The 15,078-nt window shown below is 57.9% G+C and carries 15 protein-coding genes; 9 read left to right on the top strand and 6 right to left on the bottom strand.

The window, feature by feature from the left end; genetic code table 11:
• Positions 1–142: 142 nt before the first annotated feature.
• The gene (locus tag ACR0CA_RS09235) at positions 143–2,032 is read left to right on the top strand and encodes a PhoX family protein (protein WP_480898497.1); all 1,890 of its coding nucleotides are present in this window, start codon (positions 143–145) and stop codon (positions 2,030–2,032) included.
• Positions 2,033–2,080: 48 nt separating this feature from the next.
• On the opposite strand, the gene ACR0CA_RS09230 is transcribed toward ACR0CA_RS09235, so the two are convergent.
• Positions 2,081–2,647 (bottom strand): tetratricopeptide repeat protein, encoded by a 567-nt coding sequence (locus ACR0CA_RS09230; RefSeq protein WP_170783913.1) that lies wholly within the window; start codon positions 2,645–2,647, stop codon positions 2,081–2,083.
• 135 nt (positions 2,648–2,782) lie between these two features.
• On the opposite strand from ACR0CA_RS09230, the gene ACR0CA_RS09225 reads away from it, so the two are divergent.
• On the top strand, positions 2,783–3,526 hold the full coding sequence (locus tag ACR0CA_RS09225) for a rhomboid family intramembrane serine protease (protein WP_170783911.1): 744 nt from the start codon (positions 2,783–2,785) through the stop codon (positions 3,524–3,526).
• Positions 3,527–3,631: 105 nt separating this feature from the next.
• On the opposite strand, the gene ACR0CA_RS09220 is transcribed toward ACR0CA_RS09225, so the two are convergent.
• Entirely contained in the window at positions 3,632–4,417 is a 786-nt protein-coding gene (locus ACR0CA_RS09220; protein WP_170788212.1) for an inositol monophosphatase family protein, read from the bottom strand.
• Between the two features lie 96 nt (positions 4,418–4,513).
• Positions 4,514–5,419, bottom strand: coding sequence for a LysR family transcriptional regulator (locus tag ACR0CA_RS09215; RefSeq protein ID WP_170788211.1), 906 nt, complete (start codon positions 5,417–5,419; stop codon positions 4,514–4,516).
• Positions 5,420–5,512: 93 nt separating this feature from the next.
• Between ACR0CA_RS09215 and metF the strand changes: the two genes are divergently transcribed.
• Both metF and ACR0CA_RS09205 read left to right on the top strand, forming a co-directional pair.
• Positions 5,513–6,379, top strand: coding sequence for a methylenetetrahydrofolate reductase [NAD(P)H] (gene metF, locus ACR0CA_RS09210; protein ID WP_480898769.1), 867 nt, complete (start codon positions 5,513–5,515; stop codon positions 6,377–6,379).
• A 156-nt stretch (positions 6,380–6,535) separates the two neighbouring features.
• The gene (locus tag ACR0CA_RS09205) at positions 6,536–7,189 is read left to right on the top strand and encodes a J domain-containing protein (protein WP_480898493.1); all 654 of its coding nucleotides are present in this window, start codon (positions 6,536–6,538) and stop codon (positions 7,187–7,189) included.
• A 54-nt stretch (positions 7,190–7,243) separates the two neighbouring features.
• Here the strand turns inward: ACR0CA_RS09205 and ACR0CA_RS09200 are convergent, their stop codons facing one another.
• Positions 7,244–7,762: a YHS domain-containing (seleno)protein gene (locus tag ACR0CA_RS09200; protein ID WP_170783904.1), complete on the bottom strand. Its 519-nt coding sequence runs from the start codon at positions 7,760–7,762 to the stop codon at positions 7,244–7,246.
• Between the two features lie 247 nt (positions 7,763–8,009).
• Here ACR0CA_RS09200 and yghU point away from each other — a divergent pair, with 247 nt between their 5' ends.
• A complete protein-coding gene (yghU, locus tag ACR0CA_RS09195) occupies positions 8,010–8,888 on the top strand; it encodes a glutathione-dependent disulfide-bond oxidoreductase (protein WP_170769078.1) in 879 nt (292 codons plus the stop codon).
• Between the two features lie 37 nt (positions 8,889–8,925).
• Here the strand turns inward: yghU and ACR0CA_RS09190 are convergent, their stop codons facing one another.
• Positions 8,926–9,714, bottom strand: coding sequence for an SseB family protein (locus ACR0CA_RS09190; protein WP_480857043.1), 789 nt, complete (start codon positions 9,712–9,714; stop codon positions 8,926–8,928).
• Positions 9,707–10,294, bottom strand: a complete 588-nt coding sequence (locus tag ACR0CA_RS09185) for a uracil-DNA glycosylase family protein (protein WP_170788206.1) — start codon at positions 10,292–10,294, stop codon at positions 9,707–9,709. The genes ACR0CA_RS09190 and ACR0CA_RS09185 overlap by 8 nt, the downstream gene beginning before the upstream one ends.
• Positions 10,295–10,517: 223 nt before the next feature.
• Here ACR0CA_RS09185 and ACR0CA_RS09180 point away from each other — a divergent pair, with 223 nt between their 5' ends.
• The 4 genes from ACR0CA_RS09180 to ACR0CA_RS09165 are packed head-to-tail and all read left to right on the top strand — an operon-like array spanning position 10,518 to position 15,077.
• On the top strand, positions 10,518–11,177 hold the full coding sequence (locus tag ACR0CA_RS09180; RefSeq protein ID WP_170783898.1) for an ABC transporter ATP-binding protein: 660 nt from the start codon (positions 10,518–10,520) through the stop codon (positions 11,175–11,177).
• Positions 11,155–12,726, top strand: a complete 1,572-nt coding sequence (locus ACR0CA_RS09175) for a KpsE/RkpR family capsule polysaccharide export protein (protein ID WP_480875550.1) — start codon at positions 11,155–11,157, stop codon at positions 12,724–12,726. The genes ACR0CA_RS09180 and ACR0CA_RS09175 overlap by 23 nt, the downstream gene beginning before the upstream one ends.
• A gap of 5 nt (positions 12,727–12,731) precedes the next feature.
• On the top strand, positions 12,732–13,565 hold the full coding sequence (gene kdsA / locus ACR0CA_RS09170; protein WP_170788204.1) for a 3-deoxy-8-phosphooctulonate synthase: 834 nt from the start codon (positions 12,732–12,734) through the stop codon (positions 13,563–13,565).
• 15 nt (positions 13,566–13,580) lie between these two features.
• The gene (locus ACR0CA_RS09165) at positions 13,581–15,077 is read left to right on the top strand and encodes a phosphomannomutase/phosphoglucomutase (RefSeq protein ID WP_480898487.1); all 1,497 of its coding nucleotides are present in this window, start codon (positions 13,581–13,583) and stop codon (positions 15,075–15,077) included.
• The last annotated feature ends 1 nt before the right edge of the window (position 15,078 follow it).

The raw sequence follows: 15,078 nt of genomic DNA, 5'->3' as shown, positions 1-15,078 counted from the left end.
AGGGCTTCGGCGCGATTTAGCGCAACAAAAATGAATCTATTTTCAGGCCGAAATACAGCGGCTTTAATGGCGCTGTTAAGAACCTGTCACAAAGACCTCTTAAATCCCGTTCATCAACTTTCATTTTAGCCAGGAGCCATCCATGAAAGACGTCGACAACACCACACTTTCCGCAGACGACTGGGACGAGTTGCACTTCCCCCGCCCCAAGGAAAACGACTTTGACCGCGTGGTCGAAAGCGCCATTTCCCGCCGTGGTTTTCTGGCCGGTGTGGTGGCTTTTGGATCGGGCGCTGCCGCAATGGGCACAGGTCTGCTCAGCTCGACCTCGGCGCAGGCCGCTGACGCGTCGCGCTTTGCCTTCACCCCGATCGCAGCCCAGACTGATGGCACCGTTCACGTCCCCGAAGGGTACGAGTGGAAAGTCATGATGCGTTGGGGCGATCCACTGTTCTCGGATGCCGACGGCTATGACATCGCCGATGGTGGTTCGGTCGAAAAATCCGACCGTATCTTTGGTGAGAACACTGACGGGATGGAAACCTTTTCGTTCCAGGGTCACGAACTGATCGCGATCAACCACGAATACCCCAACCGCAAGATCAACCTGCCGGCCGCTGCGGAAGGTGTTCCGGCAAACGCAGGTGATGTTCTGAAGCTGCAGAACATCCAAGGCGTGACAGTCATGGAAATCACCGAAGGCCCTGAGGGCTGGTCTGTTGTCAAAGACAGCCCCTTCAACCGCCGTATTCATCATAACACTCCGATGAAAATCGTTGGCCCCGCAGCCGGTCATGACCTGCTGAAAACCGAGGCTGATCCGACCGGCACCACCTCGTTGGGCACCATGAACAACTGTGGTGCGGGCAAGACGCCCTGGGGCACCTATCTGACCTGCGAAGAGAACTTCAATGGCTACTTCGGCTCGTCGGATGAAAATGCCGCCTATGACCAGAAGGTCTCGGACGGTATGGCGCGCTACGGTATCAAAGCCGAAAGCTGGAACGGTTACGAGTTCTTTGACCCGCGCTTTGACACCTCGAAGAACCCCAACGAGCCGCATCGCGCAGGCTGGATCGTCGAGATTGACCCAACCAAGCCTGACAGCACCCCTGTCAAACACACTGGTCTGGGTCGTTTCAAGCACGAAAACGCCGAAGTCACCCTGGCTGCCGACGGTCGCGTGGTTGTCTACATGGGCGACGATGAACGTGGTGAATACCTGTACAAGTTCGTCTCGAACGGCACCTATCAGCCCGGTGGTGAAACCGAGAGCCTGCTGAACGACGGCACGCTTTATGTCGCCAAGTTCAACGATGACATGAAGGGTGAATGGCTGGCTCTGACCCCGGAAACCACCGGAATGGACGATGCCGAGATTCGCATCTTTACCCGCATGGCGGCTTCCAAAGCGGGCGGCACCACCATGGATCGCCCTGAATGGGTCGCGTCCAGCCCGGTGGCGGTCGAAGCTTATTGCTGCCTGACCAATAACAAGAACCGCGGCGTCAAGCCAAACGCCGGCGGTGATGATACCTCGGTCAACGCGGCCAACCCGCGTGAGGCCAACAAGTACGGTCAGATCGTGCGCTGGCGTCCGGCCAATGACGACCACGCCGCCCAAGCGTTCGATTGGGACCTGTACGTCATGGCGGGCAACCCGACCGTGCATTCCGACGACCGCGCCGGTTCGTCCAATGTGAACGAGGGCAACCTGTTCAACTCGCCCGACGGTATGGTGATCGACTCTACCGGTCTGATCTGGATCCAGACAGACGGGAATGACGACAACGAGGAAGACTTCGCAGGCAACGGCAACAACCAGATGCTGGTTGGTGATCCCGTGACCGGTGAGATTGCACGCTTCATGACTGGCCCGAACGGCTGTGAGGTGACCGGTCTGGCGTGGTCCACAGACCTGCGGACCATGTTTGTCGGCATCCAGCACCCCGGCAGCAACTGGCCCGACGGCGGCACGCCGCGCTCGTCGGTCATTGCGATCAAACGCGCCGATAACGGTCTTGTCGGCTAAGTCCCAAGATCGAAAACCCCCGGCCTGTTTGGTCGGGGGTTTTGTATTTCAGATGTCTTGGCCTTGCGGTGCCAACGGCCCTCCGGGGTCCATCAAGTGGCGTTCAGAGAGCCACGGGTTCAGCTCCAGCGCCTGTTCCAAAGCCTCGCGAGCTTCGTCGATCCGCCCAAGCCCTAACAAAGTCAGTGCACGCCCACTGATTGCTGCCACATGATTGGGCGACAGTTCGATTGCCCGATCCAGATCCGGCAGAGCGGCCTGATAATCCCGGCCCAGAAAATAGGCGAAGGCGCGCTGGTTATATCCTTCGGCATAAGATGGGCAGTAATCTATCAGCGAGTTGAAGTCTTCGATTGCGCCCAGCAGATCGCTTTGACTACGACGTGTCATCCCCCTGTCCAGCGCGACTTGTGCCTTGCTATCCGGTGCATCTGTCCAAAACTCCCAAAGCTTGCCCGACAAAACCTGCGCGGCGCGCTCGGTCTCGGCCTGTTGAATTTGAGAGATAATCCCGGCCACCCCGTCCGAGTGATCCGGAGCGGCGGGACAGTCCTGTGAATGGGCAGCGATGGTGCCTGCGACCAGCACGACAAAGGCTGAGGCGATGTGTTTCATGTGTCTACGGTGACGCGCAGACAGGCTGCGTCAACCCTTGGGCTCGTTCAAGTCTTCGTCACACACCTCGCCACCATGCCGTATGCTGCGTAAACGTACCTTGACCTTGCCCGCCCGAAAGCCCAGCGTCGCGCCATGTTTCCGATCCGTGACCATAACCCCTCGGGGCGCACCCCATACGTCGTCTATCTGCTGATGGCCGCGAACATTCTGATTTTCCTCAGCTATGTGGGCATCATGGATGATGCGCGGTTGCTCAACCGGCTTTATTTCGACTACGCGGTCATCCCGGCCCGGATCGAAGACGGGGTCGCGTATGAGACGCTGTTCACCTCAATGTTCCTTCACGGCGGCTGGATGCATCTGGCAGGGAACATGCTGTTCCTTTGGATATTCGGCGACAATCTGGAAGACGAGATGGGCCACCTGCCCTTTTTGCTTTTCTATACGATGGCCGGTATCGGAGCAGGCCTGATCCACGTCCTGACGGCCCCGGGATCAGTGGTGCCGACCATCGGGGCCTCTGGTGCAATCGCCGGGGTCATGGGGGGATACCTGTTGATGTTCCCTAAGGCCCGCGTGGATATTCTGCTGATCCTGATCGTCTATGTGCGGGTTTTCACCATCCCGGCCTTCGTCATGCTGGGGGTCTGGCTGGGGATGCAATTCCTGGGCAGCCTTGCCAGCAACCCGGACGAAGGCGGCGTTGCCTATTGGGCTCATACCGGCGGGTTCTTTGTCGGTCTGCTTTTGTGCATCCCGCTTTGGGCGCGGCGGGGCGGTACGCGGTATTGGAACCGAACACATGGCCACCCGCCGCACCCCGAGCATACATACAAACTGTCACAATCCCGCATCCCCCGAATCCCGCGCCGGTAGATGCATATCCTTGCACGACATTGGCGGCCTTGATCGCCTGTGCTGCCGACAACAAAAAAGCGCGCCTCGGACAGGGCGCGCTTGTTCGTCTCAGGGTTCTGCAAGTCAGCCCCGGATCACCTTCGAGAACTGGTCGAAGATCGGTTCATTCGAACAGATAACCTCGCCATCTTCCAAGACGCTACCTTCGGGGTTCAGAGCCTGCACAAAGCCACCGGCTTCTTTCACGATGATGATACCAGCAGCCACGTCCCACGCGTTCAGGCGGCGTTCCCAGAAGCCCTCGTAACGACCTGCAGCCACATAGGCCATATCCAACGCCGCAGCGCCCCAGCGGCGCACGCCTGCGCAAGTGGGCATGATCCGCGCCAGATCCTGAAGGGTCGCAGGCAAATCAGAACGTCCGCCAAAGGGCAAACCGGTCGAGAAAATGGACTCGATCATGCGGTGGCGGCCCGAAACGCGGATGCGGGTGTCGTTCATCCACGCGCCCTCACCTTTTTCGGCAAAGAACATCTCATCCTTGGCGGGGTCATAGATCACGCCGGCAACGATCTTGCCCTTGTGTTCCAAAGCGATAGAAATCGCCCAATGCGGCAGCCCGTGCAGGAAATTGGTGGTGCCGTCCAGCGGGTCAACGATCCAGCGGCGTGTCGGGTCTTCACCGGCCTGCCCGCCGCCTTCTTCACCCAGCCAGCCATAGGTCGGGCGGGCACCCAGCAGTTCCTCTTTCAGGATGTTTTCAGCAGCAATATCGGCCTTGGAGACAAAATCGCCCGCGCCTTTCATCGAGACTTGCAGGTTCTCGACTTCACGAAAGTCCTTGACCAGAGACCGCCCCGCCTTGCGCGCGGCTTTGATCATGATGTTGAGGTTTGCACTGCCTACCATTGTCCCACGGCTCCTGTTCGGTCAAACCGCGCGTATACTGATGCAATGCGCCCTTGCCAAGAGGCTTGATGCGCATAGCAGACCCGCGTTTCGCGCCTATTGCGATTGCAGCTTGCGCGCCTCGGTTCCGGCAAGGTCGATCAATTCCTGCACATAGGGTTTTTCAAGGTCCTCAGCCCGCACTGCCGCATATAAGCTACGGGTGATCCCATCCTTGGTCAGCGGGCGGGTCACATAGTCTGAATTGTACTTCACTTCCCTCACCACCCAGTCTGGCAACACCGAAATTCCGCGATTTGATGCGACCAGCAATAAGATCACCGCCGTCAGTTCCACCTGCCGAATAGCGGCTGGTTCTACCCGCGCCGGGATCAGCAATTGGCTGAATACATCCAACCGGGTGCGCTCGACCGGGTACGTGATTAGGGTCTGGCCGCGAAAATCCTCGGCCTCGATGAAATTCTTCTGCGCCAATGGGTGTGCCGAGGCCGCAACAAACACCGCGTCATAGTCGAACAGTTTGATGAACTCGACCCCCGGCAGGTCCTCAGGGTCGGACGAGACGACCAGATCGACCTCTTCCTTTTGCAGCGCGGGCAAAGCGTCAAAGGCCAGACCGGGGCGGATATCTACATCCACATCGCCCCAGGATTTGCGAAAGGATTCCAGCACCGGAAAAAGCCATTCGAAGCAGGCATGGCACTCGATGGCGATATGCATTCGACCAGTGCGCCCATCGCGCAGCGAGGTGAACTCCTGCTGCGTCGCTTCGACCTGCGGCAGAATCTGTTCGGCCAGCCGCAACAGGCGCAGCCCCGCCGCAGACAGTTTCATCGGTTTGGAGCGGCGCAGGAACAATTCCACGCCGGCCTGATCCTCAAGACCTTTGATCTGATGGCTCAGCGCCGACTGAGTGATATTCAACTGATCCGCCGCGCGGGCCAACCCGCCACACTCATGAATCGCCTTGATTGTGCGCAGGTGCCGAAATTCGATATGCATTCAATGGAACTCATGTTGTTCTTGAGGAATATGAGTTTGTCTCACAATGCGTCACATGGCACAAGACCCACAACTGGAATATGCGAGGCCATGATGACCCAACCTGAGATTTCATTCGAGTTCTTCCCGCCCCAAACGCTCGAAGCTTCGTTCCGCCTTTGGGATACGGTTCAAACGCTCGCCCCGCTTGAGCCCCGATTCGTCTCGGTCACCTACGGCGCAGGCGGCACAACACGTGAGCTGACTCGCGACGCGGTCGCCACCTTGCACAAATCATCCGGCCTGCCGGTTGCCGCGCACCTGACCTGTGTGGATGCCACGCGCGAAGAAACCCTGAAAATCGCCGATTCCTTTGCAAAAGCAGGCGTGCGGGACATCGTGGCCTTGCGCGGCGATCCCCCCAAAGGACAGGAAAAGTTCGTGCCTCACCCGGAAGGTTTTGCCAATTCGGTTGAGCTGATCAAGGCACTGGCTGACACTGAAAACTTCAACATCCGCGTGGGTGCCTATCCCGACATCCACCCCGAGGCCCAATGCGCCCGTACGGACATTGACTGGCTGAAAGCCAAGCTGGACGCGGGAGCCGACGAGGCGCTGACACAGTTCTTTTTCGAGGCCGAGACGTTCTTTCGCTTCCGCGATGCGTGCGCCAAGGCGGGCATCGACAAGCCCATCGTGCCGGGCATCCTGCCCATCGAGAACTGGAAGGGCGCGCGCAGTTTTGCCAAACGCTGCGGCACACGTATCCCCGCGTGGGTTGAACAGGCTTTTGACAAGGCGATCCGCGACGACCGCGAAGACTTGCTGGCAACCGCACTGTGCACCGAGCTCTGCTCGGATTTGATCGAGGGCGGTGTGGACAAGCTGCATTTCTACACGCTTAATCGCCCCGAATTGACCCGCGACGTTTGTTTCGCCTTGGGCATTACGCCTAAAGCCGATCTGCAAAACGTGGCCTGAGCGAAAAGTCGGCTCTCACAAGCACACACACAAGAACAATCCCGCAGTGCATGGCGGGATTGTTCTACGTTTAGCCTCAAAAAACCATCAAATTTGACAAAAATGCGGCCATCCCAACACTAAGAGCACGTTGTTGTTTTAACGAGTGTTTTGGGTATGGAAGCTGTTGAAAAGATGAAGGCCCGCGCTGCGGCGCTGGCCGCCCTTGGCCTAGATCAGACCGCCGGTTCTGAGGATATCAGACAAGCGTGGCGCAACATTGCGTTCAATGTGCATTCTGATCGAACCAGGGGCGACAGCTCGGAATTTACCCGTGCGAAAGAAGCCTATGACCTGTTGCGGCTGGAAGGTTTGGTCAGCAAGGGCGCGCAGCCCGGCAAACCACGACGTCCGAAATTGCGCAAGCGGGTCATCTCGCTGGATATTACCGATATAGATGCCTGCCGGACACTTTTGAACAAAGCGCTTCCGCAAGGTGCCGGCGGCGCAGACGAGACTTGCACCGCTGACCCGATTGCCGATTCCGATCACATCCCCGAGGCGGTCGGCTTTCATGGCCGTAACCTGACCTATTTCGTGTCCTCGCCCGTTCGGCAGGGGCAAAACCGGGTGGCTTTGCCCACTTCGGTTCTGGCTGGTGCACGCCGTACCGAAACCGAAGTGCTGAGCTTTCAGGCCAAGGAAACCGGCGGTGGAGAGGTTGTCGTTCCGGATACGATCCGCGATCGTAAATTCCCCGGCGCCAAAAGCGTGCGTATCCGTTTCGATGCTGACCAGCAGATGCGAGACGAATTCTGCCTGGCAAGCTGATCAAAACGAAAAAAGCCCGGCGAGTAACAGCCGGGCTTTTCTGTGAGTGGACCCTTAGTTCGAGATCGGGCCTTTCGAAGTGAATTTCGGAATGACTGCAGTCGATGCTTTCGCAGGCTCGATCCCCGGCCAGTTGCCTTCGGCCAGGTTGATGTTGCCCGGAATGTCCTCTTCAAAGAACCCAACAACTACATCGGTGATGTTCAGGTACAGCTTGTCATCAACGATGCGCCACAGGTTCGGGTTTGCCGGAACCTTACCGCCGCGCGAAACACCATAGGCACAGTGCCCGTCATATTCCGGTGCGTAATAGGCGGGGTTTTCCAGAAACTTGTCGCGGTTCTCTTCAGTCGAGAACGCCCATGTCGCACCGTTATATTCTGCGGTGATGTCGGAACGGCCACGCACACCTTCTGGCTGGGACTGACCAACCGGGGCCTGATCCAGGCTGCGGTAGGCTACAACATCGTAACCCGATACAGCGAATCCGGTACCGTCTACATACTGATCACCGGCAAAAGCGGGAACAGCGAAAGCCAGGGTCGCTGCAACGGTTAGGGCAAAACGTTTCATATAGGTCGTCCTTTTGTCCTCAGGTTTAAGGGGCACCCGTGTTCCGGGTCTGCTCAGACAATAGGTGATTCCAGCCGACAGAGCAGTCCTGCTCGCGGGCCTGTGACGTCGAATGAAGAAACGTGAGACTATTCCTGCCGAATGTTACAGAAAGAAGCCAACAACCGGGGTTGGACTCGGCGCTTTGCAATATTAGCTGTTGTGACGGACGGACAATTCACCCCAGATTTGCTGAGAAAGGCAAGAGATGAGCGAGCAATCGACCTATACCCCCCCGAAGGTCTGGACATGGGACAGTCAGAATGGCGGGCAGTTTGCCAATATCAACCGCCCCATCGCCGGTGCGACCCACGACAAGGATTTGCCTGTCGGACGCCATCCCCTGCAGCTGTATTCACTGGCCACGCCAAACGGCGTGAAGGTCACGGTACTGCTGGAAGAATTGCTGGCCCTGGGTCATGAAGAAGCCGAGTATAATGCGTGGCTGATCAATATCGGCGAAGGCGATCAGTTCGGGTCGGGCTTTGTCGAAGCCAACCCAAACTCGAAAATCCCTGCGCTGTGGGACCGATCCGGCGACAAGCCAGTGCGCGTCTTCGAAAGCGCCTCGATCCTGTTCCATCTGGCCGAAAAGTTTGACGCCTTCCTGCCCAAGTCAGGACCCGAGCGGACCGAGGTGATGAACTGGGTGTTCTGGCAGATGGGCAGCGCGCCCTATCTGGGCGGCGGATTTGGCCATTTTTACGCCTATGCGCCCGAGAAATTCGAATACCCGATCGACCGCTTTACAATGGAAACCAAGCGTCAGCTTGATGTTCTGGACAAGCAATTGGCCGAGAACACCTATATTGCTGGTGAAGACTATACCATCGCCGACATGGCCATCTGGCCCTGGTATGGGCAACTGGTTCTGGGTCGCCTTTATGATGCGGCCGAATTCCTGGACGTCGAATCCTACAAGAATGTCATGCGTTGGGCCAAAGCGATCGACGCACGCCCAGCCGTTCTGCGCGGACGCATGGTGAACCGCCCCTTTGGCGAAAAGCACTTGCAGCTTCATGAGCGCCACGAAGCCAGCGACTTTGAAACCCGTACGCAGGACAAGCTGGAAGCTGCTGCGGAATAAACCTGTCGGGCCTCGCCGGGATCTGGTGAGGCCCTATTTATCTGAGGATCGGTGGCTTTTCCGGGTCACTGCCCGGCGCGATCCGCTGGAACTTAGAGGTTTTCGGCTGCGGTAAATCGAACCGTAGCCCCACCCGCGCCAGAGCGGACGCGGCAGCGTCGTGGGCTGCAAAAAAACCCACATCCATTGCGCCCGCCTCGATCCCTGAAAAAGTCAGCGCTTCGGACGCGGCCTTGGCCAAGGCCGCTTCCGCCCCTTCAACCGCGCCGACAAAACCCAGAAGGTGGCCGGTCCCCCCCTCAGATGTCTTGGTGCCGACCAGATAGGCGGATTGCGCCAGACCAACGGCCGTTGCCAGTTTGGCATCCAAAGCCGTCAGTAGATCGTCGGGCAAACCGACTGGGGGCAGGAATTCCGACAAGTGCTGCTGCACCTCTTCCGGCGCGTGCTGCAAGGTGGTCGCCAACCAGCCCAGCGCCTCGGACGGGATCAGCATCGAGGACGGTGCGACCTCAAGATTCAGGCCCAATCCGATGCCCTGCCCGGCCAACATATTCGACAACACCCGCCCTGACAGGGCGACGTAGGGAACAGGGCGTTCAGCAAAGCGCGCCAAACGATCCTCGCGGTCGAACGCCAGAACAAAGCGGCCATCGGCCACGTCAAACAACTCGGGCGAGATGTTTTCGCCCTTTGCCTCTTCGGTCAGAAGCAGGAACAGTTCGCTATCGGCCAGCCGCTCAAAGAACCGCAACCGGGCGGCATCGTCCTGCGGCGCGGCCTCCATCCCGGAATGGGCCGAGTCCAGAGCGGTCATGTCAGTCATTCAGAACCTCTTGCACCCGTGCGCGCAGGACCGGCAGAAGGTCGGCCTCGAACCACGGGTTTTTCTTCATCCATGCCGTATTCCGCCACGACGGATGAGGCAAGGAAAAGACGCGCGGCGCATGGTCCTGCCAGTTGCGTACCGTCTCGGTCACGGACCCGCGCGCCTTGAGGTGGTATTTATGCGCATGCCCCCCGACCAACACAGTCAGCGGCACATCACCCAGCGTCTGCATCACCTTGTCATGCCACGTCTGCCCGCAGATCGGTGGCGGCGGCAGATCGGCCTTGCGCGCGTCATAGCCCGGAAAGCAAAAGGCCATCGGCACGATCGAGACACGAGCGCGGTCATAAAACACGTCTTCCCCGATCCCCAACCAGTCGCGCAGACGATCCCCCGAGGGGTCCGTAAACGGACGGCCCGAGGCATGAACCCGCGCGCCCGGCGCCTGCCCTGCGATCAGGATCGGGGTACCTTGCCGAAACCAGACGACCGGGCGTGGTTCATGCGCCGTTTCGGTTGCGGCAAACCTGTCGGCGCAGATTCTGCAGGCGGCGATGTCTTTTTCGAGGGAATTCATCAGATCGCAAGGTTTCCTGAAGCACAGTGGTTGACACCTGGCAACAAAGATAGTCACCGCAGTGGCGAGAACCAACAGATGGAAAAGTCACAATAACAACAACCTGCGGCAGCGCGGATTGATCATCATGTGCAAAACTGGACATAATGCCGCCAACATGGCCGGACATGAGTCATGAGATCACGCCGTCCGGCTGCGGCGAGAATAAGCAGACAGGCCCAAAATGCTTGAGTTCGAGAATGTCAGTAAGTCCTTTTGGACCGGGACACGCCGCAAGGTAATCCTGGACCGGGTCTCGTTCCGGGTCGAACTTGGCACCTCAATCGGCATTCTCGCCCCGAACGGGACGGGCAAAACCACGTTGATCAACATGATGGCGGGGTTGGAAAAGCCGGATGAAGGCGTCATCCGCAAATCCTGCCGGGTGTCCTTTCCAATGGGGTTTACGGGTGGCGTGGCCAACAAACTGTCGGCACTGGAAAACGCGCGTTATATCGCCAAGATCTATGGTATGGACCCCGACTATGTCGAAGCCTATTGCAAGTGGCTATGTGGTCTGGGCGAGTATTTCGATCAACCGATGGCGACCTATTCCTCGGGGATGCGGGGGCGGTTTACTTTTGCGCTGATGCTGGCGCTGGACTTCGACATGTACCTGATTGACGAGGGCATGCCCGCCACGACGGATGTCGAATTTAACAGAAAAGCAGGGGATATCCTGCAAGAAAGGCTTCGGACGACGACATTGGTGATCGTGTCGCACAACCCGACCGTGTTAGAAAAATTTGCACAGAAGGCCGCTGTCCTTGTCGATGGGCAACTTCATGTGTTCGACTCCTTGGAAGAGGCAAAACAACTGTATGACTACCAAACCCAAGGCTAGAATATACAACTGGCGACGCAAACGTCAGGGTCCGGCAGATGCCGAGGCCCGCGCCGACGCGATCTCACGCATTCGCAAAGCGACGCAACCACCCGAGGCGGCCAATGATGCACAGACCTCTGAGCTGGAAAAGATCAAGGCTGAGGGGCTAACCGGTCGGCAGCTTCGCATTGCGCGAAAGCTGGCGCAGAAAAACGGGATCGAGGCGGACTCGGATTATGATGCTGTGCGCTTGTTGCGCAAAAAGGGTATCGACCCATTCGAACGCAGCAGTCTGCTGGACCTTGCCGCCGAGAAAAAGCGTGTCGAAGATGAAACCAAAGACAAGGTGACGATCCAACTGCCTCAGCCCATTCTGCAATCGCCCGAAACTCTGCCCGGCCCCGAGATGAGCCCCGCGGAACGGCGCAACTATGAGATCGGGCAAATTCAGAAGGACATCGCGCGCCGCCGCAGACGCAAACTGTTTGCTCTGTTTGCGCGTTTGGCAGTGTTTGTATTGCTGCCGACGCTTGTGGTCGGGACTTATTTCTATCGCTTTGCAACGCCGATGTATGCCAGCGATTCGGCCTTCTCCATACTTCAAGCGGATGGCGGCGGAGCCTCATTCGGAGGTTTCTTGGCGGGCACCCAATACGCAACCGCGCAGGATTCGGTTGCCACGCAGGAATTTCTGGAATCCAAGGACGCTCTGCTACGGCTTGAGCGCGATATGGGGTTTTCCGAGATATTCAAACAGGACTGGATTGATCCGATCCAGCGTCTGTCGCCCGACGCAAGTCTGGAAGAGACCCACAAGCTGTACATGCGGATGATCACCATCGGCTATGACCCCAGCGACGGCATCATCCGCATGGAGGTCGCCGCGCCCACACCTGATATCGCAGTCGCGATCTCGGACAGGTTGCTGTCCTATGCCGAAGACACCATCAACGGACTGTCCGAACTGAAACGCGAAGACCAGATGCGCGACGCCGTGGCCAGTTTCGAACTGGCGCAGGAGGCACGCAACAAAGCGCAGGAAGCCCTGATCGAAGCGCAGCTGCAAGGCGCTCTGCTAGACCCAGAAAACGTGCTTGCCGGCCTACGCGGCCGAATAAACACGCTTGAGGCGCAATTGCAGGATAAAGAACTGCAACTGGCTTCGCTTTTAGACAATCTGCGGCCCAATCAGGCCAAAGTGGACGGTGTACGCGCCGAAATTGCGCGCTTCGAAGAAGTGCTGGAGGAGCTGAACGCCGAGATGTTGGATGTCTCGGCTGGCGAAAACTCGCTGGTGCGTCTGACCTTGCGAATCCAGACTGCACAGGCTGATCTGGCCGCACGGGACATGATGCTGCAAGCAGCCATGCAGCAAATGGAAACCACCCGGACCGAGGCCAACCGCAAGGTGCGGTATCTGACCGTCTCAGTGAACCCGGTTCCCAGCCAGGATCCGACCTATCCGAGGAAATTCGAAAATACGATTTTGGCATTCCTGTTGTTTGCTGGTATCTACCTGTTGATCTCGCTTACCGCGTCGGTCCTTCGTGAACAGGTATCCTCGTAAGACACATGAAACATGTAAAAATCTCCGATCTCACGGTCGGCAATGATCTGCCTCTGACAATCATTGCCGGTCCATGTCAGCTTGAAAGCGCCGATCATGCCCAGATGATCGCCGGCAAAATGAAAGAGGCCTGCGATGCGGCCGGAGCACAGTACGTTTTCAAGGCGTCATATGACAAAGCTAACCGTACTTCCTTGTCCGGTGTCCGTGGCCTGGGTATTGACGCTGGATTGAAAGTTCTGAGCGATATTCGCAACTCGATGGGTATTCCTGTTCTGACTGATGTTCATACTGAATCCCAATGTGCCCTAGCGGCCGAGGCCGTAGACGTCTTGCAGATTCCCGCCTTCCTCTGCCGCCAGACGGATATGTTGCTGGCTGCTGGTGAAACCGGGAAAGCCGTTAACGTCAAGAAAGGTCAGTTTCTTGCGCCTTGGGAAATGGGCAACATCGTTGACAAGATCGAAAGCACGGGAAACACGAATATCCTCCTGACGGAACGCGGCACATCTTTTGGATACAACACACTGGTTGCTGATATGCGCGGCCTGCCGCAAATGGCGAAAACGGGCTACCCGGTCGTGATGGACGCAACGCATTCGGTACAGCAACCAGGTGGCAAAGGTGGGTCCTCTGGCGGTCAGCGGGAGTTTGCGCCGGTCATGGCGCGTGCGGCAGTGTCATTGGGTGTCGGAGCTGTGTTCATTGAAACCCATCAGGACCCTGACAATGCGCCATCTGACGGCCCCAATATGATCTATCTTGACCAGATGCCGCAACTTATTGACACTTTGATGCGCTTTGATGCGCTGGCCAAGGCAAACCCCATTCAGATTTAACGATTGAGATTTTCTATGACCAAACCAATCCCCGAGGTGACCCCGAACACCTGGAGCTTTCTGCGCGATGCCATGATCAAACCCACGGGTTTCCGTGAATATGACGCCAGGTGGAAATACCCCGAGGAAATCAACCTGCCCGGCATGACCGCGCTGGGTCTGGGGCTTGGGACGCAGATGCGCAGGCGCGGGATTGCACCGGTGATCGCGGTGGGAAACGACTACCGCGACTATTCGCTGGCCATCAAGAACGCACTGATCCTGGGGCTGATGCAGGCCGGCATTCAGGTCAAGGATATCGGCCCAGCGCTCAGCCCCATGGCCTATTTCGCGCAGTTTCATCTGGACGTGCCGGCGGTTGCTATGGTCACTGCCAGCCACAATCCCAACGGCTGGACCGGGGTCAAGATGGGGTTTGAGCGTCCTCTGACCCATGGCCCTGATGAGATGTCCGAGTTGCGCGATATCGTCCTGAATGGCGAAGGACAACCCCATGAGGGTGGCTCGTATGAGTTCGTGGACGGCGTGAAAGAGGCTTATATCGACGATCTGGTCGGCGATTTCAAAATGTCTCGCCCGCTGAAAGTGGTCTGCGCCACCGGGAACGGCACCGCCTCGGCCTTTGCGCCCAAGATATTCGAACGAATGGGGGTCGAGGTTGTGCCCAGCCACAACCGGCTGGACTACACGTTCCCCAACTACAACCCGAACCCCGAAGCGATGGAGATGCTGCACGACATGTCCGACAGCGTGAAATCCAGCGGTGCCGATCTGGCGCTGGGGTTTGACGGCGACGGCGACCGGTGTGGTGTTGTCGATGACGAGGGCGAAGAGATTTTCGCCGACAAGGTCGGTGTGATCATGGCCCGCGATCTGGCCAAACTGTACCCGAACGCGACCTTTGTGGCTGATGTGAAATCAACCGGTCTGTTCGCCAGTGATCCGCAGTTGCAGGCCCATGGGGTCAAGGCCGACTACTGGAAAACTGGCCACAGCCACATGAAGCGTCGGGTCAAGGAAATCAATGCGCTGGCCGGGTTCGAGAAGTCGGGCCACTACTTTCTGGCTGAACCGATCGGGCGTGGCTATGACTGCGGCATGCGCGTGGCGGTTGAGATCTGCAAACTGATGGACCGCAACCCCGATCAGAGTATGTCCGATCTGCGCAAGGCCCTGCCCAAGACATGGTCGACGCCCACCATGTCGCCCTATGCGGCAGATACCGAGAAATATGACATACTCGCCCGTCTGGTCGACAAGCTGGTGGCCAAATCCGAGGCGGGAGATTCCTTTGCCGGACGCGCGATCAAAGAGGTCGTCACCGTCAATGGCGCTCGGGTCATTCTGGACAATGGCAGCTGGGGTCTGGTGCGGGCATCCTCGAATACGCCCAATCTGGTCGTGGTCTGCGAAAGCAGCGAAAGCGAGGATGAAATGCGCGCGATATTTGCCGATATCGACGCTGTCATCCGTACAGAACCCGGCGTGGGCGACTACGATCAGACAATCTAGA

It is taken from the genome of Ruegeria sp. F12, assembly GCF_056533885.1.
The sequence above is the reverse complement of the archived record's forward strand: the minus strand, read 5'-3'. Positions and strand labels throughout refer to the sequence as shown.

Coding starts and splice junctions, on each gene's coding strand:
- ACR0CA_RS09235 (WP_480898497.1), top strand. CDS start 143: ATGAAAGACGTCGACAACACCACACTTTCCGCAGACGACTGGGACGAG.
- ACR0CA_RS09230 (WP_170783913.1), bottom strand. CDS start 2,647: ATGAAACACATCGCCTCAGCCTTTGTCGTGCTGGTCGCAGGCACCATC.
- ACR0CA_RS09225 (WP_170783911.1), top strand. CDS start 2,783: ATGTTTCCGATCCGTGACCATAACCCCTCGGGGCGCACCCCATACGTC.
- ACR0CA_RS09220 (WP_170788212.1), bottom strand. CDS start 4,417: ATGGTAGGCAGTGCAAACCTCAACATCATGATCAAAGCCGCGCGCAAG.
- ACR0CA_RS09215 (WP_170788211.1), bottom strand. CDS start 5,419: ATGCATATCGAATTTCGGCACCTGCGCACAATCAAGGCGATTCATGAG.
- metF (WP_480898769.1), top strand. CDS start 5,513: ATGACCCAACCTGAGATTTCATTCGAGTTCTTCCCGCCCCAAACGCTC.
- ACR0CA_RS09205 (WP_480898493.1), top strand. CDS start 6,536: ATGGAAGCTGTTGAAAAGATGAAGGCCCGCGCTGCGGCGCTGGCCGCC.
- ACR0CA_RS09200 (WP_170783904.1), bottom strand. CDS start 7,762: ATGAAACGTTTTGCCCTAACCGTTGCAGCGACCCTGGCTTTCGCTGTT.
- yghU (WP_170769078.1), top strand. CDS start 8,010: ATGAGCGAGCAATCGACCTATACCCCCCCGAAGGTCTGGACATGGGAC.
- ACR0CA_RS09190 (WP_480857043.1), bottom strand. CDS start 9,714: ATGACTGACATGACCGCTCTGGACTCGGCCCATTCCGGGATGGAGGCC.
- ACR0CA_RS09185 (WP_170788206.1), bottom strand. CDS start 10,294: ATGAATTCCCTCGAAAAAGACATCGCCGCCTGCAGAATCTGCGCCGAC.
- ACR0CA_RS09180 (WP_170783898.1), top strand. CDS start 10,518: ATGCTTGAGTTCGAGAATGTCAGTAAGTCCTTTTGGACCGGGACACGC.
- ACR0CA_RS09175 (WP_480875550.1), top strand. CDS start 11,155: ATGACTACCAAACCCAAGGCTAGAATATACAACTGGCGACGCAAACGT.
- kdsA (WP_170788204.1), top strand. CDS start 12,732: ATGAAACATGTAAAAATCTCCGATCTCACGGTCGGCAATGATCTGCCT.
- ACR0CA_RS09165 (WP_480898487.1), top strand. CDS start 13,581: ATGACCAAACCAATCCCCGAGGTGACCCCGAACACCTGGAGCTTTCTG.